The 23,055-nt window shown below is 70.6% G+C and carries 20 protein-coding genes and 2 tRNA genes; 6 read left to right on the forward strand and 16 right to left on the reverse strand.

The window, feature by feature from the left end:
- Nucleotides 1-254: 254 nt before the first annotated feature.
- Nucleotides 255-344, reverse strand: a tRNA-Ser gene (locus TAE01_RS00485).
- Nucleotides 345-534: 190 nt separating this feature from the next.
- On the opposite strand from TAE01_RS00485, the gene TAE01_RS00490 reads away from it, so the two are divergent.
- Entirely contained in the window at nt 535-2,073 is a 1,539-nt protein-coding gene (locus TAE01_RS00490; RefSeq protein WP_147062320.1) for an LCP family protein, read from the forward strand.
- 115 nt (nt 2,074-2,188) lie between these two features.
- Here TAE01_RS00490 and TAE01_RS00495 read toward each other — a convergent pair whose 3' ends face one another.
- The 5 genes from TAE01_RS00495 to cysK all read right to left on the reverse strand — a co-directional run bounded on the left by TAE01_RS00495 (nt 2,189) and on the right by cysK (nt 6,042).
- Entirely contained in the window at nt 2,189-2,392 is a 204-nt protein-coding gene (locus TAE01_RS00495; protein WP_030200907.1) for a cold-shock protein, read from the reverse strand.
- Between the two features lie 227 nt (nt 2,393-2,619).
- Entirely contained in the window at nt 2,620-3,555 is a 936-nt protein-coding gene (gene folP, locus TAE01_RS00500; protein ID WP_222594038.1) for a dihydropteroate synthase, read from the reverse strand.
- Between the two features lie 524 nt (nt 3,556-4,079).
- Nucleotides 4,080-4,170 (reverse strand) — tRNA-Ser (locus TAE01_RS00505).
- A 180-nt stretch (nt 4,171-4,350) separates the two neighbouring features.
- Nucleotides 4,351-5,064, reverse strand: coding sequence for a serine O-acetyltransferase EpsC (gene epsC, locus TAE01_RS00510; protein ID WP_147062322.1), 714 nt, complete (start codon nt 5,062-5,064; stop codon nt 4,351-4,353).
- Between the two features lie 48 nt (nt 5,065-5,112).
- Complete coding sequence (cysK, locus tag TAE01_RS00515) at nt 5,113-6,042, reverse strand: cysteine synthase A (protein WP_147062324.1); 930 nt, start codon at nt 6,040-6,042, stop codon at nt 5,113-5,115.
- Nucleotides 6,043-6,359: 317 nt separating this feature from the next.
- On the opposite strand from cysK, the gene TAE01_RS00520 reads away from it, so the two are divergent.
- The 3 genes from TAE01_RS00520 to TAE01_RS00530 all read left to right on the forward strand — a co-directional run bounded on the left by TAE01_RS00520 (nt 6,360) and on the right by TAE01_RS00530 (nt 11,575).
- Nucleotides 6,360-8,708: a (Fe-S)-binding protein gene (locus tag TAE01_RS00520; RefSeq protein ID WP_147062325.1), complete on the forward strand. Its 2,349-nt coding sequence runs from the start codon at nt 6,360-6,362 to the stop codon at nt 8,706-8,708.
- A 157-nt stretch (nt 8,709-8,865) separates the two neighbouring features.
- Nucleotides 8,866-10,773, forward strand: a complete 1,908-nt coding sequence (locus TAE01_RS00525; RefSeq protein WP_147062327.1) for a pectate lyase-like domain-containing protein — start codon at nt 8,866-8,868, stop codon at nt 10,771-10,773.
- A gap of 79 nt (nt 10,774-10,852) precedes the next feature.
- Nucleotides 10,853-11,575, forward strand: coding sequence for a transporter substrate-binding domain-containing protein (locus TAE01_RS00530; RefSeq protein ID WP_147062329.1), 723 nt, complete (start codon nt 10,853-10,855; stop codon nt 11,573-11,575).
- Between the two features lie 101 nt (nt 11,576-11,676).
- On the opposite strand, the gene TAE01_RS00535 is transcribed toward TAE01_RS00530, so the two are convergent.
- The 3 genes from TAE01_RS00535 to TAE01_RS00545 form a co-directional block, all read right to left on the reverse strand.
- On the reverse strand, nt 11,677-12,144 hold the full coding sequence (locus tag TAE01_RS00535; RefSeq protein WP_147062331.1) for a DUF779 domain-containing protein: 468 nt from the start codon (nt 12,142-12,144) through the stop codon (nt 11,677-11,679).
- Nucleotides 12,145-12,158: 14 nt separating this feature from the next.
- Complete coding sequence (gene exaC / locus TAE01_RS00540; protein ID WP_147062333.1) at nt 12,159-13,682, reverse strand: acetaldehyde dehydrogenase ExaC; 1,524 nt, start codon at nt 13,680-13,682, stop codon at nt 12,159-12,161.
- A gap of 135 nt (nt 13,683-13,817) precedes the next feature.
- Nucleotides 13,818-15,056 (reverse strand): helix-turn-helix domain-containing protein, encoded by a 1,239-nt coding sequence (locus tag TAE01_RS00545; protein WP_147062335.1) that lies wholly within the window; start codon nt 15,054-15,056, stop codon nt 13,818-13,820.
- A gap of 233 nt (nt 15,057-15,289) precedes the next feature.
- Here TAE01_RS00545 and TAE01_RS00550 point away from each other — a divergent pair, with 233 nt between their 5' ends.
- On the forward strand, nt 15,290-16,015 hold the full coding sequence (locus TAE01_RS00550) for a hypothetical protein (RefSeq protein WP_147062337.1): 726 nt from the start codon (nt 15,290-15,292) through the stop codon (nt 16,013-16,015).
- 112 nt (nt 16,016-16,127) lie between these two features.
- On the opposite strand, the gene rpmG is transcribed toward TAE01_RS00550, so the two are convergent.
- The 7 genes from rpmG to dcd all read right to left on the reverse strand — a co-directional run bounded on the left by rpmG (nt 16,128) and on the right by dcd (nt 21,427).
- Nucleotides 16,128-16,295 (reverse strand): 50S ribosomal protein L33, encoded by a 168-nt coding sequence (gene rpmG, locus TAE01_RS00555; RefSeq protein ID WP_147062339.1) that lies wholly within the window; start codon nt 16,293-16,295, stop codon nt 16,128-16,130.
- 200 nt (nt 16,296-16,495) lie between these two features.
- Nucleotides 16,496-17,428 carry an ABC transporter substrate-binding protein gene (locus tag TAE01_RS00560; RefSeq protein WP_147062341.1) on the reverse strand — a complete coding sequence of 311 codons (933 nt, stop codon included), beginning with the start codon at nt 17,426-17,428 and terminating at the stop codon, nt 16,496-16,498.
- Nucleotides 17,425-18,276: an ABC transporter permease gene (locus TAE01_RS00565; protein ID WP_186814981.1), complete on the reverse strand. Its 852-nt coding sequence runs from the start codon at nt 18,274-18,276 to the stop codon at nt 17,425-17,427. The genes TAE01_RS00560 and TAE01_RS00565 overlap by 4 nt, the downstream gene beginning before the upstream one ends.
- A complete protein-coding gene (locus tag TAE01_RS00570) occupies nt 18,273-18,914 on the reverse strand; it encodes an ABC transporter permease (RefSeq protein ID WP_147062345.1) in 642 nt (213 codons plus the stop codon). Before TAE01_RS00570 ends, TAE01_RS00565 begins: the two co-directional genes overlap by 4 nt.
- A complete protein-coding gene (locus TAE01_RS00575) occupies nt 18,911-20,047 on the reverse strand; it encodes an ABC transporter ATP-binding protein (protein ID WP_147062347.1) in 1,137 nt (378 codons plus the stop codon). Before TAE01_RS00575 ends, TAE01_RS00570 begins: the two co-directional genes overlap by 4 nt.
- 52 nt (nt 20,048-20,099) lie before the next feature.
- Nucleotides 20,100-20,852 carry an alpha/beta hydrolase gene (locus TAE01_RS00580; protein ID WP_246111049.1) on the reverse strand — a complete coding sequence of 251 codons (753 nt, stop codon included), beginning with the start codon at nt 20,850-20,852 and terminating at the stop codon, nt 20,100-20,102.
- Nucleotides 20,849-21,427 carry a dCTP deaminase gene (gene dcd, locus TAE01_RS00585; RefSeq protein WP_147062349.1) on the reverse strand — a complete coding sequence of 193 codons (579 nt, stop codon included), beginning with the start codon at nt 21,425-21,427 and terminating at the stop codon, nt 20,849-20,851. Before dcd ends, TAE01_RS00580 begins: the two co-directional genes overlap by 4 nt.
- An 80-nt stretch (nt 21,428-21,507) precedes the next feature.
- On the opposite strand from dcd, the gene TAE01_RS00590 reads away from it, so the two are divergent.
- Nucleotides 21,508-23,046, forward strand: a complete 1,539-nt coding sequence (locus tag TAE01_RS00590; RefSeq protein ID WP_147062351.1) for an AAA family ATPase — start codon at nt 21,508-21,510, stop codon at nt 23,044-23,046.
- Nucleotides 23,047-23,055: the final 9 nt, after the last annotated feature.

The raw sequence follows: 23,055 nt of genomic DNA on the forward strand, positions 1-23,055 counted from the left end.
CCCGCACCCGTCGCCCGACCGCAGCAGAGCTCCACCACCCGCACCACCACGACCCGTCAGGCCCCCACGCCGGACGGGCCGCACGCATGCCCGCGGACCCGCCCATCGAGTGCCTGGACGCCGCGAGAGGGCCGTTCGGCGGTGGGCCGGGACCGTCACGCCGAAGCGGCGCCCACCGTGATGGTGGGCGCCGCTTCTGGGTTCAACCGACGGGGCTAACGTCCGCATTCTCGCTGCGAATCGTTAGCCCCTGCTGGCGGAGGCGGCGGGATTTGAACCCGCGAGAGGTTTTATCCTCAACCCGCTTAGCAGGCGGGCGCACTAGGCCACTATGCGACGCCTCCGTGCCCGGCACGAGGCCGCCGAGGCGACTTCGGATGCACGGGCGAGCACAGGCTACCGGCAGCCGTGGCCCGGGCCCAAACCGGGGTGGCGCAGACCCGCACGCGTTACCCGAGTCGATGCGGCGCATAACAGGTTCGCAGGGCACAATGTGCATCGGCCCGTGCGCATGGGCCGATCAGAGAGGACTTCATGAGCTATCCGAACACGCGAGGTCAGGATGCGCCCCCGACACGCGACGCGCTGCGACGTGAACTCAGGTCTGGTTTCCGCAGGTCGCTCGGCCTCACGGCGCTCGGCACGGTCGTCCCGGGTGCCGGGCTGACGCAGACCCGCAGCCGCAAGACGGGCTGGGTGATCCTCGTCATCGCCCTCATCGGCATCGGGCTCGGCGCCTACTACGTGCTGCGCACCGGCCTGACCAACGCCGTGCTGTCGCTCGTGGCCCGGCCCGCCGTCCTGCAGGCGATCGCCGTCGCCTTCGTCGTGATCGGCATCCTGTGGTGCGGATCGATCATCCTCACCGCGGTCCAGTCCCGGCCCACGCGCCTCGACAAGGCCCGCACGCGCCTGCTGGCCGGGTTCACGACGCTCATGGTCTTCCTCGTCGCGGCGTCCTCCTTCAAGTTCGCCGAGTACGCCAGCATCACGCAGACGACCGTCGCGCAGGTCTTCGGCACCGCCCCGGTGAAGCCGGGCGTGGGTGCGCAGGTGGCCCAGGGTGAGGACCCGTGGGCCGACCAGGCCCGCGTCAACATCCTGCTGCTCGGCTCCGACGCCGGCGTCGGACGCACCGGCACCCGAACCGACTCGATGATCGTCGCGAGCATCGACACGAAGACCGGTCGGACTGCCCTCATCTCCCTCCCCCGCAACCTCCAGCGGGTGCCGCTGCCCAAGTCGAGCCCCCTGCGCGGGCTCTACCCGAGCGGCACGTACGGGCGCCCCGTGTGCTTCCGGGAGCAGAAGGACCCCAACGACCAGTGCATGCTCAACGCCGTGTGGACCGAGGTCGACCAGTACCGCCAGGACCACCCCGGCTCCTACACGGGCACCGCACCGGGCCGTGACGAGACCCGCAACGTCATCTCCGAGGTGCTCGGGCTCAAGATCGACCACACCGTCGTCGTCGACCTCAAGGGTTTCTCCCAGCTCATCGACGCCATGGGCGGCGTGACGATCAACGTCAAGCTCAGCGGGTTCGGCACCAAGCTGCCCATCGGCGGCCACAGCGACGGCAACGGCGGCGTCATCGGCGAGACCGGCTACTTCAGCCCGGGCGTCCAGCACCTCGGCGGCAACCTGGCGCTCTGGTACGCCCGCACCCGTGCGGCCGACAGCGACACCTACCGCCAGGACCGCCAGCGCTGCGTGGTCCAGGCGGTCGTCAAGCAGGTCGACCCGTCGCAGATGGTCTCGAAGTACCCGGAGATCGCCCGCATCGCGCGCGACAACATCTACACCGACATCCCGGCCCAGAACCTCCCGGCGTTCGTCGACCTCATCGAGCGGGTCCAGAAGGGCAACAAGATCAGCAGCATCTCGCTGGCCCAGATCCCCGACTTCAACTCGGTCAGGCCCAACTACGACGAGATCCACGCCTTCGTCCAGAAGAGCCTGCAGGCCCCGAAGCCGGCGACCCCGTCGACCACCCCGGCGACGCCCAAGACGCCCGCGAAGACGCCGACGAGCACCCCGTCGCCGACGACGACGCCGTACGACAAGTGCTGACGGCGGGCCGGCCAGCGCCGGCCCGCCGTCACAACAAAGCCCCCGGCCGATGGCCGGGGGCTTTGTCACAAACGACTGAGGTTGTGTGTCGCTCGTTGCTGTTGATCTCGAGTGATCAGAGCGGGCGAACCGCGTCAGCCTGGGGACCCTTGGGACCCTGGGTGACCTCGAACTCGACTCGCTGCGCCTCTTCCAGCGAACGGTAGCCGTTCGACTGGATGGCCGAGTAGTGGACGAAAACGTCGGGGCCGCCGCCGTCCTGGGCGATGAAGCCAAAGCCCTTCTCGGCGTTGAACCACTTGACGGTGCCCTGTGCCATACGGGTAACTCTTCCTTCTTTAGCGTGTGGAACGACGCACCTCGCGCATCCCAAGCTGCCGCCTTGACTCCATGGGACGGGCGAACCCGCCGCTGTCGAAAAGAAATCCCGCCACCATTGCGGATGACGGGCACCTGCTCGACTTCGAGGAACTGCAACTGCAACCGCGACGAACCTAGCAGAATACCGCGCGGTCAGCCTGTCGGATGACACCAGATTTTGGTCGTTCAGGAAGCGTTGGCCGCGTCGTCACGCCGAGTGCCTCGCAGGGCGAGCCGCGGCGGTCGGTCACCACGGATCGTGGCCACCATGTCGACCACCCTGCGGGTCGCGCGGACGTCGTGAGCGCGGAAGACCGTCGCCCCGAGCCAGGCCGCGACGGCGGTGGCCGCCAGCGACCCCTCGAGCCGCTCCTCGGCAGGCAGGTCGAGCGACTCTCCGACGAAGTCCTTGCGTGACATCGCCTGCAGCACAGGGTAGTTCAGGGCCACGACGTCGGCCGTGTGCCGGAGCACCTCGAGCGAGTGCGCCGTCGTCTTGCCGAAGTCGAGCGTGGGGTCCACGAGGATGCGTTCACGAGGTATGCCGGCCCGCTCGGCCGCGCGGGCACCGTCGGCCAGGGTGCGAACGACGTCCCGGACGACGTCGAGGGGGTCGTCGCCGTACGTGACGTCCACCGGGTCGGTGCGGGGCGGGAGACCGCCGGTGTGCGAGATGACGTAGCCGGCGCCGATGCCCGCGGCCACGTGGACGAGGTCGCGGTCGTGGCCGGCCCAGGTGTCGTTGACGAGGTCGACGACACCGTCGGCCTCGCGCGCCACCTCCGAGCGCCACGTGTCGAGGCTCAGCAGGACGTCGGGGTGCTCGGATCTCGCCCACTGTAGGAAGGGGACGACCCTCCGGATCTCCTCGTCGGCGTCGACCACCTCACCTTCCTGACCGGCCCGCACGCCGCCGACGTCGACGAGGTCGGCGCCGAGCTCGACCGCGCCGACGAAGGCCGCCTTGGCCGACTCGAGGTCGGCGTGCCGGTTGCCGCTGAAGAAGGAGTCCCGGGTCCGGTTGACGATCGCCATGACCGCCGGCGACCCGGCGTCGAATCGCTTGCCGCGCAGGACGAGTGGGCTCGCCGACGAGAGCTGGACCGCAGCGATCCGGCTCAGGATCTCGGCGTTGTCGGGCACGGCATCCGAGCCGGGAAGTGAGGTCACACTGTCGTCTTTCACGCGGTTGGTCAAAGGTCAACGGTGCACCGAGCATGGTTGCGCAACTGTTACCATTGTGGGGCAGACGTCACCCCCGGCCCGGCCACGCTCCCGGCCTGGTCGCGGGTGGTCCGCCGGTCCTGATCGTCCCGCAATGACGGTCGACCACCGAGCCCCTTCGACGCGTTGTCAGGGCTCAGCCAGAAGGAAACTGAATACAGCAATGTCGTACATCGTGTCGTTCTTCGCGGCCATGAACCGTCCGTCCACGTCCATGCCGGTCGGTCAGTACAACTCCAGCACGACGTTCGAGGAGAGGCTCGGCCTGCTCTGAGAGGACGTCTGCACGCTGAGCTCACCGTCGAGGTCAGCGCTCGAGAACAAAAGGGACTCCGGATCTCCGGGGCCCCTTTTTTCGTGCCCGGACGTCTGCATCCCGACTGCGCCGGCTGCTTCGAGGGCGCTCCGCGCCCTCGGGGCGATGGCGGAGGGCGTGGGATTCGAACCCACGATGGGCTATGAACCCATAGCGGTTTTCAAGACCGCCGCACTCGGCCACTATGCGAGCCCTCCAGTGTCCGCGGAAGTCTATCCGCGGCCGGCCCCACCGTCCGAATCACGCGAGCCGCCGGCCATGACCTGCCAGGTGGTGCGCGTCATGGTCCTGCGTCCAGTGGGGTCAGGACGCCACCAGACGCAGGACCATCTGCAGGACGACGCTCCACTCGCCGGAGGCCGGCTCGCGGAGGCAGGTCAGATGTAGATGGCGGGGTCGAGCCACTGGTTGGTGGCGTCGCGCTTCGGGAAGCGGATGACGGCCGGGATACCGGTCGCCACCGCGCCGGCCGGAACGTCCTTGACGACAACGGAGTTCGCGCCGATCTGGACGTCGTCCCCGACGAGGACGGGCCCGAGCACCCGGGCACCGGCGCCGATCGTGACGCGGTTGCCGACCGTCGGGTGGCGCTTGACGTGGGCGAGCGAGCGACCACCCAGGGTGACCCCGTGGTAGAGCATGACGTCGTCGCCGACCTCGGCGGTCTCGCCGATGACGACACCCATGCCGTGGTCGATGAAGAAGCGCCGGCCGAGTCGCGCCGCAGGGTGGATCTCGACGCCGGTGATGGAGCGCGCCAGGGTCGCGAGCACCCGCGCCGGCAGCCGCCCGCCCGGCTGCTTCCACAGCGCGTGCAGGCCCCGGTGGGCCCACACCGCGTGCAGGCCCGGCGACGTCAGGACGAGCTCGAGGCGGGAGTTCGCAGCCGGGTCCCGCGCGATGGCACCGTCGACGTCCTCGAGCGCACGGTCGGCGAGCTTGCGCACGAAGCCGAGCGGGCCGGCATACGACCGCTCCTCGGGCGCCAGGCTGGCAAGCGCACCGGTCTGCGGCACGTCGTCACCGCGCACGAGCGTGAGCGGCTTCTCGGCCGGGCGCGGCTCGGGCTCGATCTGTGGTGCGGTGCTCATGGGCACGACTCCTTGGGGACGACGGGGACGCTGAGGACAGAAGGGACGTCAGTCGACGAGACCCTCGAAGAGGATCGTCGACAGGTAGCGCTCGCCGAACGAGGGGATGATGACGACGATCGTCTTGCCCTTGTTCTCCTCGCGCTGGGCGACCTGGACGGCGGCCGCGAGGGCGGCGCCGGAGGACAGTCCGACGAGCAGTCCCTCCTCGGTGGCGGCGCGACGGGCCCACTTCACCGAGGTCTCGGCGTTGACGTCGATGACCTCGTCGTAGATCTCGGTGTCGAGGATCTCCGGGACGAAGTTGGCGCCGATGCCCTGGATCTTGTGCGGGCCGGGCTGGCCTCCGTTGAGGATCGCGGACTCCTCGGGCTCGACGGCGATGATCTGCACGCCGGGCTTGCGGGCCTTGAGCACCTGGCCGATGCCGGTGATGGTGCCGCCGGTGCCGATGCCCGCGACGACGATGTCGACCTGGCCGTCGGTGTCCTTCCAGATCTCCTCCGCGGTGGTCTTGCGGTGGATCTCCGGGTTGGCGACGTTGGCGAACTGGCGCGCGAGCACCCCGCCACGCTCGGCGGCGATCTCCTCGGCCTTGGCCACGGCGCCCTTCATGCCGGTCGACGGGTCGGTGAGGACGAGCTCGGCGCCGAAGGCGCGCAGCAGCGCGCGGCGCTCCTTGCTCATCGACTCGGGCATCGTCAGCACGACCTTGTAGCCGCGGGCCGCGCCGACCATGGCGAGCGCGATGCCGGTGTTGCCCGACGTCGCCTCGACGATCGTGCCGCCGGGCTGGAGGTCCCCGCTCGCCTCGGCCGCGTCGACGATCGCGACGCCGATGCGGTCCTTGACGGAGTTGGCCGGGTTGTAGAACTCGAGCTTGGCCGCCACGGTCGCGTCGGCGCCGTCGGTGATCTTGTTGAGGCGCACGAGCGGCGTGTTGCCGATCAGCTGGGTCACGTCGTCGTAGATCGGCATGTGCGGAAGCCCTTTCGCCGGGGTGCGGATCGGTCTGGCGACCTGGTCGTTGTCGACAACCGGGTCCTCGTTATACATATTCCAACACGTCGTTATCTCGCGCCACCAAGCGCCCATGATCCGGTATGCCGGGTGGCCAGGACGTGGCATACCCGATCTCCCGGCGTGGCCGGGTCGAGTCGGCCGCCGGTGCGGCACGGCGGACGAGGCGCCGCCGGAGGGTGCCGGAACGAAGGGGACGGAACGGGACGAGCGTCACGGCGCGACGGCCGTCACATTCACTAAGCGCTTGCTAACTCGTCAGTAGACTCCCCGGCATGAGTGCGCTCCAGATCGTCGCCGTCGTCGTCTGCCTCGGCGTCACAGCCGTCGCCGTCGCCCTGCTCGTCAAGACGGTCAACCACTTCCTCGCCACGTTCCGGCTCGGGCAGCCCGAGGACCGCGGTGACGACAAGGGAGCCCGCACCCGCACCCTGCTGCGCGAGTTCCTCGGCCACACCCGCATGTCGCGGCTGCCCGTCGTCGCCATCGCCCACTGGTTCACGATGGTCAGCTTCGGCATCCTCTTCTTCACCCTGCTCAACGCGTTCGGCCAGCTCTTCTCGCCGGAGTTCGCGCTGCCGGTCATCGGGCACTTCTTCCTCTACGAGTGGGTGACCGACTTCTTCGCCTTCGCGGGCTTCATCAGCATCGTCGTGCTCATGGCGATCCGCCAGAAGAACCACCCGCGCTCGGCCGCGGGTGAGGACGGGCGCCGCAGCCGCTTCTTCGGCTCCACGTGGTGGCAGGCCTACTACGTCGAGCTGACGATCCTCGGCGTCACCCTGTGCATCGGCCTGCTCCGCGCCCTCGAGTGGACCCTCGCTCGCGAGACCGGCACCGGCATGGACAACGCCCTGCACTTCCCGCTGACCGGCTGGATCGGCAACTTCTTCACCGGCCTGTCGGTCGGCGCGATCGAGAACCTCATCGTGATCATCGCCGCGATCAAGATCCTCATCTCCTTCGCCTGGATGATCACCATCGCCCTGCAGCCGACGATGGGCGTGGCCTGGCACCGCTTCCTCGCCTTCTTCAACATCTTCTTCAAGCGCCACGCCGACGGCCGCACCAGCCTCGGCGAGCTCCAGCCGATCCGGGTCGACGGCAAGCCCCTCGACTTCGAGAACGTCGACGAGCTCGACGAGGACGCCGCGCTCGGCGTCGGCAAGGTCGAGGACTTCACGTGGAAGGGCCTGCTCGACTTCACGACCTGCACCGAGTGCGGCCGCTGCCAGAGCCAGTGCCCGGCCTGGAACACCGACAAGCCCCTCTCCCCCAAGCTGCTCGTCATGACGCTGCGCGACCACGCGCACGCCAAGTCCCCGTGGCTGCTCGCCTCCGAGGAGGTGCGGGCCGGAGGCATCGAGTCGGCAGACGGCTTCAGCGACGCCACGAAGGGCGCCGTCGCCACCGAGCAGCTCGTCGGCGAGACCGGCTACGACATCCGCCACCCGCTCACGGCGTACAACCCCCACGGACCCGACGCCGTCATCGACGAGGACGTCCTCTGGTCGTGCACGACGTGCGGCGCCTGCGTCGAGCAGTGCCCCGTCGACATCGAGCACGTCGACGCCATCGTCGACATGCGCCGCTACAAGAACCTCATCGAGTCGGCCTTCCCCGCCGAGCTCAACGGCCTCTTCAAGAACCTCGAGAAGAACAGCAACCCGTGGGGCCTCGCGCCGCGGCTGCGGATGGACTGGGCCAAGGACCTCCCCTTCGAGGTCAAGCAGGTCGGCCAGGACGTCGAGAGCCTCGACGAGGTCGACTACCTCTTCTGGGTCGGCTGCGCCGGTGCCTACGAGGACCGAGCCAAGAAGACGACCCGCGCCGTCGCCGAGCTGCTCGACACCGCCGGCGTCTCCTTCGCGGTGCTCGGGGACGGCGAGGCCTGCACCGGCGACTCGGCCCGCCGAGCCGGCAACGAGTTCCTCTTCCAGATGCTCGCCCAGCAGAACGTCGAGACGCTCAACGAGGTCGGCGCGACGAAGATCGTCGTCACCTGTGCGCACTGCTTCAACACGATCAAGAACGAGTACCCCCAGCTCGGCGGCCAGTACGAGGTGCTGCACCACACGCAGCTGCTCAACCGCCTCGTCCGCGAGAAGCGCCTGACGCCGGTGGCCCGCCCGGGTGACGCCTCGTCCGCCGGCACGCTGACCGGAGCCGCCTCGACCGGCGCCAAGGTGACCTACCACGACCCGTGCTACCTCGGCCGGCACAACCAGGTCTACGCCCCGCCGCGCGAGCTGCTCCAGATCCTGCCCGGCGTCGAGTACGCCGAGATGGAGCGCAGCAAGGAGAAGTCGTTCTGCTGCGGCGCCGGTGGCGCCCGCATGTGGATGGAGGAGAAGCTCGGCACGCGGATCAACACGAACCGCACCGAGGAGGCCCTGGCGACGGGCGCCGAGCGCATCGCCGTCGGCTGCCCCTTCTGCAAGGTGATGCTCTCCGACGGCCTCAACGCCGCCATCCAGGACGGCAAGGCCACCGACGCCGTCGAGGTGGTCGACGTCGCGCAGATGCTCCTCGCCGCGGTCCGACGCGGAGACGGCGGCGGCGAGCCGGACGAGGCACAGACGCCCGAGCCCCAGCCCGACCCCGAGCCCACGCCGGTCGGCTGAGCCCGGCGGACGGCATACGTCCTCTCCGCAGTGACGAAGGCCCCCTCCCACGGGAGGGGGCCTTCGGCGTGCCCGGTGACGACACCGTCGCCGCCGAACCGTGGGAACGCTCTCACAAACTCTTGCCCAACCCCCCGCGACGGTGAAGGGTGAGCCCATGACTCAACGACGAGATCGACGTGGGTGGCCCTCCCGCGGGCTCCACCGACTGGCCCTCGCGGCCCTGGCCGTCGCCACCGCGGCCGTCCCGACCATTGCCGTCGCCGGGGCCGGAGCGACCCCCGCGCCTTCGTCCGCCGTGGCCGCGGCCCCAGCCGCCCCCGACCTCGGGCCGGGCACCCTCGTGCTCGACCCGTCCATGTCCACCGCCGACATCCAGGCCAAGGTGGACGCCGTCGCCGCCGCACAGGTGTCCAACGAGATGGGTCCGGAACGCCACGCGATCCTCTTCAAGCCCGGCACCTACGGCACCGCCGACAAGCCGCTCAACTTCCAGGTCGGCTACTACACCGAGGTCGCCGGCCTCGGCCAGAACCCGGGCGACGTCGTCATCAACGGTTCGGTCTACGTGCGCAACCAGTGCAGCGCGACAGGGAACTGCATCGCGCTCAACAACTTCTGGCGATCGCTGTCCAACCTCACCGTCAACGTCACCACCCCCGGCTTCGGCTGCTACAGCGGCCAGTTCTGGGCCGTCTCGCAGGCCGCGCCGCTGCGCCGCGTCCACGTCAAGGGCCAGACGACCCTCATGGACTACTGCACCGGGCCGTCCTTCGCCAGCGGCGGGTTCATCGCCGACTCGAGGTTCGACGGGGTCGTCATCAACGGCTCGCAGCAGCAGTTCTTCACCCGCAACAGCTCCTTGGGCAGCTGGACCAACGGGGTCTGGAACCAGGTCTTCTCCGGCACCGAGGGCGCTCCGGCCGAGTGCTTCCCGGGCGTGGCCAACGGCTGCGGGCCCTACACGACCGTCGACACGACGTCGGTGAGCCGTGAGAAGCCCTACCTCTACGTCGACGCCTCGGGCGCCTACCGCGTCTTCGTGCCGGCGGCCGCGACCGACTCGCGCGGCGTCTCGTGGGCGTCCGGGTCGACTCCCGGCCGCTCGATCGGCATCGGCGACTTCTACGTGGCCAGGCCGTCGGACTCGGCGCAGGCGATCAACCGCGAGCTCGCCCGCGGTCGCAACCTGCTCCTGACCCCCGGCGTCTACCACCTCGACCAGACCCTCAAGGTCAAGCGGGCCGACACCGTCGTGCTCGGGCTCGGTCTTGCCAGCCTCACGCCGACCAACGGACAGGTCGCGATGAGTGTCGCCGACGTGCCGGGCGTCGACATCGCCGGCATCACCTTCGACGCCGGGCCCGTCAGCTCGCCGGTCCTGCTCCGGATCGGGAACCAGCGGGCTGCCGGGACGCCGGCCGCGAGCCGGGCGGGCTGGAGCAGCGCCGCCGACCCCACTGGACTGCAGGACGTCTTCTTCCGCATCGGCGGCCCGTACGTCGGCAAGGCGACCGTCAGCCTCGAGGTCAACAGCGACCACGTCGTGCTCGACGACATCTGGGCGTGGCGCGCCGACCACGGCAACGGCGTCGGGTGGACGAGCAACACCGCCGACACCGGTCTCGTCGTCAACGGAGACCACGTCACGGCCACGGGCCTGTTCGTCGAGCACTACCAGAAGGCCGAGGTCATCTGGAACGGTGAGCACGGGTCGGTGACCTTCTTCCAGAACGAGCTGCCCTACGACCCGCCGAGCCAGGCCGCCTGGATGTCGGCTCCCGGGCACGAGGGCTACCCGGCCCTGCTCGTCGGGCCCGGCGTGAAGAGCTTCTCGGGGTCCGGGATGGGCTCCTACAGCTTCTTCAACCAGGGCGTCGACGTCTTCGCCGCCAACGCCTTCGAGGTGCCCATGACACCCGGGGTGCACCTGCACGACCTGCTGACGATCTTCCTCGACCCGTCCACCGGCAAGGGCGGCATCCGCAACGTCGTCAACGGCGTCGGCGGCTCGTCGACGACCGCCAACCCGGACGTGCCCGTCACCGTCGTCGACTACCCCTGAGCACGACACCTCCCGGCCCGACGGTCGTATGCCGTCGGGCCGGGAGGCACGGCGCCGCGCGGCCCCGTAGGGTGAGCCGATGAGTGCCGACCTCACCGCCGTGGCCCGCGACCTCGCTCCGACCGGTCCGCTACGGGCCTCGATCAACCTCGGCAACCCCGTTCTCGCGCAAGGCACTCCGCAGGCGCCCACCGGGGTCACGGTCGACATCGCTCGTGCCGTCGCCGAGAGACTCGGGCTGCGTCTCGAGCTGCTGTGCTTCGACGCGGCACGCAGGTCGTACGACGCGATGGCCACCGGCGCAGCCGACATCTGCTTCCTCGCGATCGACCCGGCGCGCGAGGACGAGGTCGCCTTCACCGAGCCCTACGTCCTCATCGACGGCGTCTACGTCGTGCCGGAGGACTCGCCACTGAGCACGGTCGCCGACGTCGACGCCGGCGGCGTCCGGATCGGCGTCAAGACCGGGTCGGCCTACGACCTGCACCTCACGCGCACCCTCGAGCACGCCAGCCTCGTCCGCGGTGACGAGGGCGTCGACGTGTTCGCCGCCGAAGGACTCGAGGTCGGGGCGGGGATCCGCGAGCCCGTGACGGCCTTCGCCCGGTCGCGCGCCGGACTCCGGGTCATCGACGAACCCTTCATGCAGATCCGCCAGGCCGTCGGGACGACCCGGACCCGCTCACCCGAGACGGTCGACTTCCTGCGCGAGCTCGTCGAGGAGCTCAAGGCGACCGGCTTCGTGGCCGACGCCCTGGGACGCTCCGGGCAGCGACGCGAGGCCGCAGCGCCCTCTGCCTGACGGCACGCGGCCGCCTGACGGCATACGGCCGCGTCACGGCACGCGCACGAGGAGGTCCGCACCCCGGGGAGCGGGTGCGGACCTCCACGGTCGCTGCGAGGTCAGCCGACGCGACCGACCCGACCGACGAGCGGTGCGGCGATGCCGAGGGCGGCGAGCTCGCCGTCGGTCAAAAGCCTGGAGCGGATGAGGAACCGCACACCCTCGGGCGCCTCGACGGAGAAGCCGCTGCCGCGGCCCTTCACGACGTCGACGGTCAGGTGCGTGTGCTTCCAGTACTCGTACTGCGACACCGACATCCAGAAGCCGATCGGCCCGTGCACCTGCACGACCCCGTCGACGGCGAGGTCGGCCAGGTGCACGTCGGCCTCGCTCGTGATGAAGTCCCCGGCCGGGTAGCACATGGGAGAGCTGCCGTCGCAGCAGCCACCGGACTGGTGGAACATCAACGGGCCGTGCATCCCGGTGAGGCGGCGGAGCAGGTCCGCCGCCTCACCGGTGAGGTCGACCCGGCTGGGGGAAGCCGATGGCTCACCGGGCGCGACCGTCTCGGGGGGCGTGTGGTCCACGTGGACCGGCCCGCTCAGAAGAACCCGAGCGCGTCGGGCGAGTAGGAGACGAGGAGGTTCTTCGTCTGCTGGTAGTGGTCGAGCATCATCTTGTGGTTCTCGCGGCCGATGCCCGACTGCTTGTAGCCACCGAACGCGGCGTGCGCCGGGTACTGGTGGTAGCAGTTCGTCCAGACCCGCCCCGCCTTGATGCCACGGCCCATCCGGTAGGCGCGGGACCCGTCGCGCGTCCACACGCCGGCCCCGAGACCGTAGAGCGTGTCGTTGGCGATCGAGAGCGCGGCCGCCTCGTCGTCGAAGCTCGTGAGCGAGACGACGGGGCCGAAGATCTCCTCCTGGAAGATCCGCATCGAGTTGTCGCCCTCGAAGATCGTCGGAGCGACGTAGTAGCCCTCGGCGAGGTCGCCGTCGAGCACGTTGCGGTCGCCGCCGGTCAGGACCTTGGCACCCTCCTGCCGGCCGATGTCCAGGTAGGAGAGGATCTTCTCGAGCTGGTCGTTGCTCGCCTGGGCGCCCATCGTCGTCTCGGTGTCGAGCGGGTTGCCCTGCTTGATCTTCTCGACCCGGGCCACGGCGTCGGGCACGAAGTCGCTGTAGATCGAGCTCTGCACGAGTGCCCGTGAGGGGCACGTGCAGACCTCGCCCTGGTTGAGCGCGAACATCGTGAAGCCCTCGAGTGCCTTGTCGTAGAAGGCGTCCCGCTCCTGCGCGACGTCCTCGAAGAAGACGTTGGGGCTCTTGCCGCCCAGCTCGAGCGTGACCGGGATGATGTTCTGCGAGGCGTACTGCATGATGAGCCGGCCGGTCGTCGTCTCGCCCGTGAAGGCGATCTTGGCGATGCGGGGGCTGCTCGCGAGCGGCTTGCCGGCCTCCACACCGAAGCCGTTGACGACGTTGAGCACGCCCGGGGGCAGCAGGTCCCCGACGAGCTCGACGACCTTGAGGATCGACCACGGGGTCTGCTCGGCCGGCTTGAGCACGACGCAGTTGCCGGCGGCGAGGGCCGGGGCGAGCTTCCACACGGCCATGAGGATCGGGAAGTTCCACGGGATGATCTGGCCGACGACGCCGAGCGGCTCGTGGAAGTGGTAGGCGACGGTGTTCTCGTCGATCTCGCTGCTCGAACCCTCTTGTCCTCGAAGGACGCCCGCAAAGTAGCGGAAGTGGTCGACGGCGAGAGGAAGGTCTGCGGCCAGCGTCTCGCGCACGGCTTTGCCGTTCTCCCACGTCTCGGCGACGGCGAGCGCCTCGAGGTTGGCCTCGATGCGGTCGGCGATGCGGTTGAGGATGAGCGAGCGCTCGCCGAGCGACGTCCTGCCCCAGGCGGGGGCGGCCGCGTGGGCGGCGTCGAGCGCGGCGTCGACGTCCTCGGCCGTGCCCCGCGCGACCTCGCAGAACGGCTTGCCGTTGACGGGCGAGATGTTCTCGAACCAGAGGCCCTTCTTCGGGTCGACCCAGTTGCCGCCGATGAAGTGGCCGTAGCGGTCGAGGACGGTGACGAGCGAGTCCGGCGAGCCGGGCGGTGCGTAGACGGTCATGGTTGATCTCCCAACATCCTTGGTGGTTCCCCGCAGAGGGGTTGGCGAGACCGTAGGCAGCGCAACGTTGCAACCACGTTGCGTCGCGTATGCCGGGTGGCGAGGACACGGCATACGCCCCGTCCGTGACCCCGGTCAGGCGGGGCCGAGCTCGCGGTCGAGGCGGTGCAGCTGGTTCTGGACGAGCGGCATGAGCGGCGAGCCCGGTCCGAGCACCCGGGCCTGCGCCTGCCACATCTCGTAGTCGTCGGCACCCGAGGCCGACCTCGTCCAGGCCGACATGAGATCGGCGCGACCGCTGCCGAGCACGGCCCGGCGCAGGTCGCCCTCGACGCTCTCGCGCAGTCGGACGACCCCCGGCGCCGTGGACCGCGGCAGCAGGGGACCGCGGTAGGCGCGCATGGCGCTCGCGACGTCGCCGGCCGCGAGGTGCGCCTCGACACCGAGCCAGTCGCCGGCGAGCTCGGCCACGAGCCGGTAGGGCCGCGAGGCGAGCAGGTCCTCACCGAGCAGGCTGCGCAGGCGCCCCATCTCGACCCGGAGCGTCGAGGCGCTGCTGTCCTCCTCGTAGAGCAGCACCGCGAGCTCGTCACCCGACAAGCCGCGCGGCGCCGAGGCGAGCAGGAGCAGGATCTCGCTGTGCCGGGGGCTGAGACGCACCGTCTGGCGCCGACCGCGCCCGTCGTCGACGGTCAGCAGCGTGTCGTTGCGGCCGAGGGACTCCATGAGCACCGAGAGGCCGCGCGTCGACGCTGCCTGCGACTGGGCCGCTCGACCGCTGACGAGCAGCTCGCGGGCGAGCTCGGACTCGGCCATCCGCGCGGCTGCCCGGACCATCGCCATCGTCTGCGGCACGACGATGTCGTCACCACCGGTGATGTCGAGCACCCCGAGCACGGTCTGGTCGGAGGGGTCGTGGATCGTCGTCGCGGCGCAGCTCCACCGCTGCACCGAGCGCCGGAAGTGCTCCGCTCCGATGACGTTGACCGACTGGTCGAGCCGCAGCGCCATGCCGGGGGCGTTGGTGCCGGCGAGGCGCTCGTCCCAGTTGCTGCCCTCGACGAAACCGATCGACTCGGCCCGGCGGAGCACGCCCGGCGTGCCGCACACCCAGAGCAGCTGGCCCGACGCGTCCGAGACGGCCATGACGGCGTCGCAGTCGCGGGCGGCCTGGCCGAGCACGTCGTCGAGCAGCGGGAAGACCCGCGCCAGCGGGTGTGCCTCACGGTGGTCGCGCAGGGCGTCGGCGGGCAGCGTGATCGGGGCGTCGACCGTGTCGACGTGCACCCCTGCGGCAGCCGAGCGCAGCCACGAGTCCGCGACGTGGGCGCGGACCCCGCTGCCCTCGGACTCGGGTCGCGCGTCGACGGGCATGCGCCGATTGTGCACGCACTCGAGGGCCGCGCGACCGGAGTGCGTCGGATCCCACACGTTCGACGGCCACTCGGTCGGCCACTCAGTCGGGCGCTCGTTCAGGTGCTCGCTCGGGCGGACGAGGGGGCCGACGGGGTTGGACAGCTTCGTCCGCGGGGGTGGTCAAGCGGCGGATTGAGGCGCACCATGAAGGAACCCGCGCAGAATCCTTCAGGGAAGTCCGAGGAGCGACGATGTCACGACGAGCCCCCTTCGTGCCCGACGGCGTGCCGGTGCTGTCACGCGGGCGCCACCGCAACCCCCGCCGGGGCGCCTGCTTCATGGAGATGGCGTCGTTCCTGGCCGGCGAGCGGTGGAGCGACCACCCGGAGTGCACGCACCCCGTTCTCGCGACGCTGGCCCGCTGCGTCAACGACCTGCTCGACGAGACGCACCGTCAGAGGCTCGTGACGATGATCCCCGAGGTCGTCGGACTCAACCCGGACGACCCTCGCGTCGCAACGGCACTCGTGCTGACGACGGCCCGCGCCGCCCTACCGATCTCGGCGGAGGAGCGCCAGAACGTCATGGCCCTCGCGATCCTCAACGCCGAGGGCGTCCTGGCCGAGCAGGACGGCCGCTCCTCCGGACAGCTGTCCCAGGCCTCGAGGGCCGCTCTCACGACGGCGCCGGCTGCAGAGCGCTGGGCGCGGATCCATCTGGCCCGCATGGGTTTCAACACGGCAGCCGTCCGGCCTGCCAATGCGGCCAAGGTGGTGGCCCTGGCCGTCGACGGCATCGCCCGCGCCTGCGTCGACGACCCGGAGGAGCGTCTCGTGAAGCTCCTGCGCGACGGCATCGACGTCGTGGCCGCCTTCGCACCCCTGGCTCCGGCCCCGATCACCGTCTCGTGGGCGACGCCCTCCTCGTCGTCCGAGTCGACCGCGCCGACGAGCCCGTCCAGGACGCTCGCGCGCTGAGCTCCCCCGAGTCACACGACCGTGGCCACGTCCCGACGGATCGGGACGTGGCCACGCGGGTCGACGCGGTCGGCATCGACGATCTGCCCCGGAGTCGACCCGGTCTCAGCCGTCAGCGGGTCTCGCGGAAGTCGACGTGCTCACGGACGACGGGGTCGAACTTGCGCAGCACCATCCGGTCGGGGCTGGTGCGACGGTTCTTGCGCGTCACGTAGCTGTAGCCGGTGCCGGCGGTCGAACGCAGGGTGACGACAGGTCGCAGGTCGGTGTGCTTGGCCATGGGACTCCTTCGGTCTCGGGGTCGCGATGGTCGCGACAGTAATGAGAACCATTTTCGTCGGCGCTGCATTCCCCGGCCCCTCGTCCGCCCAGCCCGGTCCTGTCACGACACGACCGAGGCCCCCGCAGGCGTCGCGGGGGCCTCAGTCAGTGGTGACGGTGGCCGGCCGAAGCCGTCGGCCGGTCAGTAGGTGCGCGGGCTCAGGCGAGACCGGCGCTGGCGAGCCACGTCTTGGCGACCGCGCTCGCATCCTTCTTGTCGACGACGACCTGCTTGACCATGTCGGCGAGCGAGGTGGTGTCGAGCTTGGCGGAGACCGCGTTGAGGATGCTCTTGACGCCGTCGGCCTTGTCCGAGCGCACGAGCGGCACGACGTTGTCCGAGCCGAAGAGGCTCTGCGGGTCCTCGAGCACGACGAAGCCGTTGGCGGCGATCGACGGGTCGGTGCTGAAGATGTTGGCGGCCTTGACCTGACCGTTCTTCAGCGCCTCGACCGTCGCCTGGCTCTGCAGCGGGCGGAACTCCTTGGGTGTGATGTTGTAGACCGACTTCAGCCCGACGAGACCCTGCTGACGGGTCTTGAACTCCGGCGGAGCCCCGATGGTGAGGTCGGCCTGGTGCGCCGCGAGGTCGGGAATCGCCTTGAGCGACCACTGGTTGGCGGTGTCCTTGGTCACGGCGAGGGAGTTCTTGTCCTCCGCCGCCGACTTGTCGAGGACCGTCAGGCCCTGCGGCACGGCCTTCTGCAGGGCCGCGTAGACCTCGTCCGGCTGCACGACCTTGGCGTTCTTGTCGTAGAAGTTGAGCAGCGAGCCGGTGTACTCCGGCAGCACGTCGACCTCGCCGCCGGTGATGGCCTTGAGGTAGGTCTCGCGGCTGCCGATGTTGAACTGGCGGGTGACGGTCATGCCCTTGGCCTCGAGGGCCTGGGCGTAGATCTCGCCGAGCAGGGCGGCCTCGGGGAAGTCGGCGGACCCGACCTTGACCGAACCGGCGGCCGCGGTCGAGCCTCCGGCCCCGCCCGCGGCGGGGCTGGAGGCGGGGGCGAGCGGGTCACCGCCGCCACCGCAGGCGGCCAGTGGCACGACGGCGGCGAGCAGCAGGCCCGCGGCGAGGAAGCGCGTGCGTGTCATGTTCGGTCCCTTTCGGATGGGGTGCCCGTGGTGGCGGTCGCCTCCACGGGGCCGGTGCTGCCGGAGCCGACGAGCGCGGCCTGCCGCGAGTCGGGGTCCGGGCGGTCTGCACCGATGGGGTCGGAGTGGTGATCGGGGTGTCGGGCGCGTGAACGGGCAACACGCGCGGACCGTCCGCTGATTCCCGGCGAGACGGCCCGGTTCTCGAGCAGGGCGAGGATGCCGTCGGCGACGAGCGCGAGGACGGCGACGAGGATGGACCCGCACACCATCTGGACGTAGTCGCGCGAGGCGAGTCCGTCGATGAGGTAGCGGCCCAGCCCGCCGAGGCTGACGGAGGCCGCGATGGTGGCGGTGGCGATGACCTGGAGCGTCGCGCTGCGCAGTCCGCTGAGGAAGAGCGGCAGCGCGCACGGCACCTCGACCTTGGTCAGCACCTGCCAGCCCGTCATGCCCATCCCGCGTGCCGCGTCGCGCGCGGCGGGCTCGACACTGTCGATGCCGGCATACGTGCCCGACAGCAGTGGCGGGATGGCGAGCAGCACGAGGACCGCGATGCTCGGGATGACGAAGGCGAGGTCGCTCTTGATGAGCGGACCGACGAACATCGACACCGCGAAGAGCAGGCCGAGGGTCGGGACGGCCCGGGCGGCGTTGGCGCCCGTGACGAGCCAGCGCATGCGTCCGGAGTGACCCACCCACGCGCCGAGCGGCACCGCGATGACGAGGGCGATGAGCAGCGTCAGGGCGGTGTAGAGCAGGTGCTCGGTCACCCGGTTGGGCACGCCGTCGGTGCCCTGCCAGTTGGCGGGATCGGTGAACCAGGACACGATCTGGGCGAACGTCATGCCGCCACCGCCCTCGTCCACGGCGTGAGGACCCGTGAGGCGACCTGGATGACGAGGTCGAAGACGAGCGCGAGCAGCAGGCAGGCGACGATCCCGACCCAGACCTCGGTCGGGTACGAGCGGGCGTAGCCGTCGGTGAGGAAGTAGCCGAGCTGCGAGATGCCGATGAGCGAGGCCACGCTGACGATGCTGACGTTGCTGACGGCGGCGACGCGCAGGCCGGCCGCGATGACCGGCACGGCGAGGGGCAGGTCGACCGCACGGAAGCGGGCGAAGGCGCCGTAGCCCATGGCGACGGCGGCTTGCCGGGTGGACCCGTCGACCGACGACAGACCGTCCGCGACGGTGCGAGTCAGCAGTGCCACGGTGTAGACGGTCATCGCGATGATGACGTTGATCGAGTCGAGGATCTTGGTGCCCAGCAGCGGCGGCAGCAGGATGAACAGCGCGAGCGACGGGATCGTGTAGAGCAGCCCGGTCGTCGTGAGCAGGACCGCTCGCAGCCGCGGTTGCCGCGCGGCGAGCCAGCCGAGCGGCACGGCGATGACGAGACCGAGCACGAGCGGCAGGCCGGCCAGCCAGGCGTGCTGGGCGGCGCGAGCGAGGATGTCGCCGAGGTGGTCGAGGGCCCAGGTCACCGGGCGGTCGCCTCCTCGGTCGTCGAGTCACGGCGAGCCTCGATCGCGGGGATCACCTCGGCGGCCCGGATGGTGCCGACGAGCCGGCCGTCGTCGCCGGCCACGACGCCGCGACCGCTCGGGGACGAGAGGGCGGCGTCGAGCAGGGCCCGCAGCGAGCCGGACACGGACGCGACCGTGCCGCCGCGGTGCAGCAGGGTGCGGGTCACCTCGGTCTCGACCGCAGCGGCCCGGACCCAGCCGAGGGGCTCGCGGTCGTCGTCGACGCAGAGCACCCAGGGGGTGCCCACCGCGCGGACGTCGTCGGCGCGGGCGCCGAGGCGCACCGTCGGCTCGTCGGTGAGGGACAGCTCGGGAGCCGCCGCGAAGGACAGCGCGCGGTAGCCGCGGTCGCGTCCGACGAAGCCCGCGACGAAGTCGTCGACGGGGTCGGCGAGGAGCTTGGCCGGCGAGTCCAGCTGTGCGAGAACGCCGCCCACCCTCAGGACCGCCACCTGGTCACCGAGCTTGACGGCCTCGTCGATGTCATGGGTGACGAAGAGGATCGTCTTGCCGAGCTCGGACTGCAGGCGCAGGAACTCGTTCTGGAGCTGCTCGCGCACGACGGGATCGACGGCCGAGAAGGGCTCGTCCATGAGCATGACGGGCGGGTCGGCGGCGAGCGCCCGGGCGACGCCCACGCGCTGCTGCTGGCCGCCCGAGAGCTGGGCCGGATAGCGCCTCGCCATCGCGGGGTCGAGCCCGACCCGCTCGATGAGCTCCATGGCTCGCGCTCGCGCCGTCCTCTTGTCGGTGCCGAGCAGTCGCGGCACGGTCGTGACGTTGTCGAGCACCGTGCGGTGCGGGAAGAGGCCGGCGTGCTGGATGACGTAGCCGATGCCGCGGCGCAGCTCGGCGACGTCGAGCGACGCGGTGTCCTTGCCGTCGATCGAGATCGTGCCGGACGTCGGGGTGATCATCCGGTTGACCATGCGCAGGGTCGTCGTCTTGCCACAGCCGGAGGGCCCGACGAGGACGGTGATCTTGCCGGTCGGGGCCTCGAGGGTCAGGTCGTCGACGGCGAGGGACCCTGCCCCGTCGTCGGCGCCGGACGCATCGGCGTATCGCTTGGTCACGCCCTCGAAGCGGATCATGCCTCTCAACGTACCCGCCTGCGCCGACTGGGCAGCGGACCCCGAATCACGGTCAGATGTCGATGATGACCCCGCCGGAGTGCACGACGCGGGCGACGACCGCCCCGATCGGTCCGGACCGCGGCTCGCGTGCGCCCCCGAGCTCGTCGGCGAAGCTGGCCCGGACGATCTCAGTGACGAGCGCCGTCCAGAGCCGGGCCCGCACGAGCATCGCGTGGTCGGCGCGGGCGACTCTCACGAGCGAGGCGTCGAGCCCCTGCGCCTGCATCTGCTCGACCGCCGCGCGGGTGCGCGCCAGGGAGCAGATCACGTCGCGGTCGCCGTGCAGCAGGACGGTGCGGGTGCCCGCCCCCGGCTGCGGGTCCCCGGGCTCGACCCACGGCGCCAGACCGACGACGAGCCGCACGTCGGGCTCGTCGCCGACGAACATCGCGACGCGACCGCCCATCGAGTGGCCGACGAGCGCGATCGGGACGCCGGGGTATGCCGCCCGCACCTGTGCCAGCGCCCACCTGGCGTCCTCGACGGGCATCGCGTCGCCGTTCCATCCCCGGACGCGGAACCGCAGGCGTGCGACGGCCATGGGACCGGGCACCTTCCTGAGGGCGCGCGCGAAGGGCACGAGCCGTGCGACGTTGTGCGACCACGGGCGGTTGGGCTCGAGTCCGTCGACGGCCCCTCCGTGCAGGACGAGGGCGACGACGGTCGCGCCCGCGGGCTGCGCGTCCCAGAGGAGGGAGGCCAACGGCATACCCGAGTCGTCGGTGTCGACGCTCCCGACCACGGTGTCGTCCGTGCTGCTCACACCTGGGTGCGGTGGAAGTTGGCGAACGACCGGCTCGCGGTCGGACCGCGCTGGCCCTGGTAGTGCGAGCCGTAGGCGGCTGACCCGTAAGGGTTCTCGGCCGGCGAGCTGAGCCGGAAGAAGCAGAGCTGACCGATCTTCATCCCCGGGTAGAGCATGATCGGAAGCGTCGCGACGTTGGACAGCTCGAGCGTCACGTGGCCCGAGAAGCCCGGGTCGACGAAGCCGGCCGTCGCGTGCGTCAGCAGGCCGAGGCGACCGAGCGAGCTCTTGCCCTCGACGCGGGCGGCCAGGTCGTCGGGCAGCGAGACCGTCTCGAGCGTCGACCCGAGGACGAACTCCCCCGGGTGCAGGACGAAGCCGTCCTCCTCCGGCGTGACCTCGACGAGCCTGGTCAGGTCGGGCTGCTCGGCCGCGGGGTCGATGTAGGGGTACTTGTGGTTGTCGAAGAGCCGGAAGTACTTGTCGAGCCGGACGTCGACGCTCGAGGGTTGGACCATCTGCGGGTCCCACGGGTCGAGCTCGACGCGACCGGCAGCGACCTCGGCCCGGATGTCCTTGTCGGAGAGCAGCACGGGACGAGGCTATAACGCCCGGCCGGATTCGCCCGGTGACTCCCGGCCCCGTGGACTCCCCCGCGTCCTATCGTCACGTCATGGACCCCTCGACGCCATCGACCTCCTCGACGCCCCCGACCGCGCCGGACGCCGACGACGACGCGCTGCTCGCCGACTTCCACACCGTCCTGCGGCGCCTCCTCGACAGGCTGCCGGGCTCCGACGCCGGACGCCGGCTGGCCGACGCCCTGCACGAGCACCTCGGGACGGCACCGCACCTGCTCGCCGTCGTCTCGGCGCCCGTGCCGGCCCATCGCCTCGTCGACGCCGACATCGCGCTGTCCGAGGTCATGGCCGCCGACCCCGACGCCAGCATCATCGGGATCGCCGGCGACGCACGGCACCACATGTCGCTCGGCGACCTCGTGCAGGGCTTCCACGGCCCCGGCATGTCGGTCGGACAGGTCGACTACGACCGGATGCCGACCGGTCCCGGCACGGACGACCAGCGCCAGGTCGTCACCTCCGGCATCCGGCTCTTCACCTTCGAGGGCCGACCGGTCGCCGTGCGCCAGCAGGGCATGAACCGGCAGTTCGGCCGCGAGTCCGGGACCATCGAGGTCGTCGCCGAGGACCGCGACCTCTCGGACGCCCTGATGGCCCGGGTGCAGGCGCTCATGGACGAGCGGAGCGTCATCCGGGGCCAGGTGCTCACGTTCGGCTCCGACCCCTACGGCCAGGGCCTGGCCGGCGTGACCTTCATCGAGCGCCCCTCCGTCGATGCGGCCGCCGTCGTGCTGCCCGACGGCGTGCTCGAACGGGTGGCCCGCCACGTCATCGGGATGGGCGAGCACCGCGAGCGCCTCGTCGCGCACGGCCAGCACCTCAAGCGCGGCGTCCTGCTCTACGGCCCGCCCGGCACCGGCAAGACCCACACGGTGCGTCACCTGCTGTCGGCCACACCGGGGACGACGGCCGTGCTGCTGAGCGGGGGCTCGTTGCGTTTCATCCACGACGCCGCGAAGGTCGCCCGGGCGCACCAGCCGGCGATCGTCGTGCTCGAGGACTGCGACCTCGTGGCGGAGGACCGTTCGTTCGCGCCGATGGGGGCCTCACCGCTGCTCTTCGAGGTGCTCGACGCCCTCGACGGCCTCGACGCCGACGCCGACGTGGCCTTCGTCCTGACGACGAACCGCGTCGAGGACCTCGAGGTCGCCCTGTCGCAGCGTCCCGGCCGGGTCGACCTCGCGGCCGAGATCCCCCTGCCCGACGCCGAGGGTCGGCGCGAGCTGCTCCGGCTCTACGGCGGCCACCTCTTCGGTGCCGAGGCGATCTCCGCCGCCGCAGCCCGGGCCGAGGGCACGACCGCGTCGTTCACCAAGGAGCTCGTTCGGCGTGCCGTCCTCGCGGCGGCGATCGCCGACGAGCCGCCGTCGGACGAGCACCTCGGCCTCGCCCTCGACGAGCTGATGTCGGACACCCAGCAGCTCACCCGCAGCCTCCTGGGGGTCGGGTCCGGCGACGACGCGGGGCTCGACGGCGCCGCCGGGATGCCGCCCGGCCGGTTCTCGCGTCCCGCCCGGTCTGTCGCGTCGTTCGGCACGTCGTCCGACGGTGGGATCAGCGACCCGGGCTGACGGCGGGTG

Source organism: Terrabacter aerolatus (assembly GCF_007991735.1).
GTDB lineage: Bacteria > Actinomycetota > Actinomycetes > Actinomycetales > Dermatophilaceae > Terrabacter > Terrabacter aerolatus.

Bases quoted from the DNA above. Each gene is read 5' to 3' on its own strand.
- TAE01_RS00490 (WP_147062320.1), top strand. From the start codon at position 535: ATGAGCTATCCGAACACGCGAGGTCAGGATGCGCCCCCGACACGCGAC.
- TAE01_RS00495 (WP_030200907.1), bottom strand. From the start codon at position 2,392: ATGGCACAGGGCACCGTCAAGTGGTTCAACGCCGAGAAGGGCTTTGGC.
- epsC (WP_147062322.1), bottom strand. From the start codon at position 5,064: ATGAGCACCGCACCACAGATCGAGCCCGAGCCGCGCCCGGCCGAGAAG.
- cysK (WP_147062324.1), bottom strand. From the start codon at position 6,042: ATGCCGATCTACGACGACGTGACCCAGCTGATCGGCAACACGCCGCTC.
- TAE01_RS00520 (WP_147062325.1), top strand. From the start codon at position 6,360: ATGAGTGCGCTCCAGATCGTCGCCGTCGTCGTCTGCCTCGGCGTCACA.
- TAE01_RS00525 (WP_147062327.1), top strand. From the start codon at position 8,866: ATGACTCAACGACGAGATCGACGTGGGTGGCCCTCCCGCGGGCTCCAC.
- TAE01_RS00530 (WP_147062329.1), top strand. From the start codon at position 10,853: ATGAGTGCCGACCTCACCGCCGTGGCCCGCGACCTCGCTCCGACCGGT.
- exaC (WP_147062333.1), bottom strand. From the start codon at position 13,682: ATGACCGTCTACGCACCGCCCGGCTCGCCGGACTCGCTCGTCACCGTC.
- TAE01_RS00545 (WP_147062335.1), bottom strand. From the start codon at position 15,056: ATGCCCGTCGACGCGCGACCCGAGTCCGAGGGCAGCGGGGTCCGCGCC.
- TAE01_RS00550 (WP_147062337.1), top strand. From the start codon at position 15,290: ATGTCACGACGAGCCCCCTTCGTGCCCGACGGCGTGCCGGTGCTGTCA.
- rpmG (WP_147062339.1), bottom strand. From the start codon at position 16,295: ATGGCCAAGCACACCGACCTGCGACCTGTCGTCACCCTGCGTTCGACC.
- TAE01_RS00560 (WP_147062341.1), bottom strand. From the start codon at position 17,428: ATGACACGCACGCGCTTCCTCGCCGCGGGCCTGCTGCTCGCCGCCGTC.
- TAE01_RS00565 (WP_186814981.1), bottom strand. From the start codon at position 18,276: ATGACGTTCGCCCAGATCGTGTCCTGGTTCACCGATCCCGCCAACTGG.
- TAE01_RS00575 (WP_147062347.1), bottom strand. From the start codon at position 20,047: ATGATCCGCTTCGAGGGCGTGACCAAGCGATACGCCGATGCGTCCGGC.
- TAE01_RS00590 (WP_147062351.1), top strand. From the start codon at position 21,508: ATGGACCCCTCGACGCCATCGACCTCCTCGACGCCCCCGACCGCGCCG.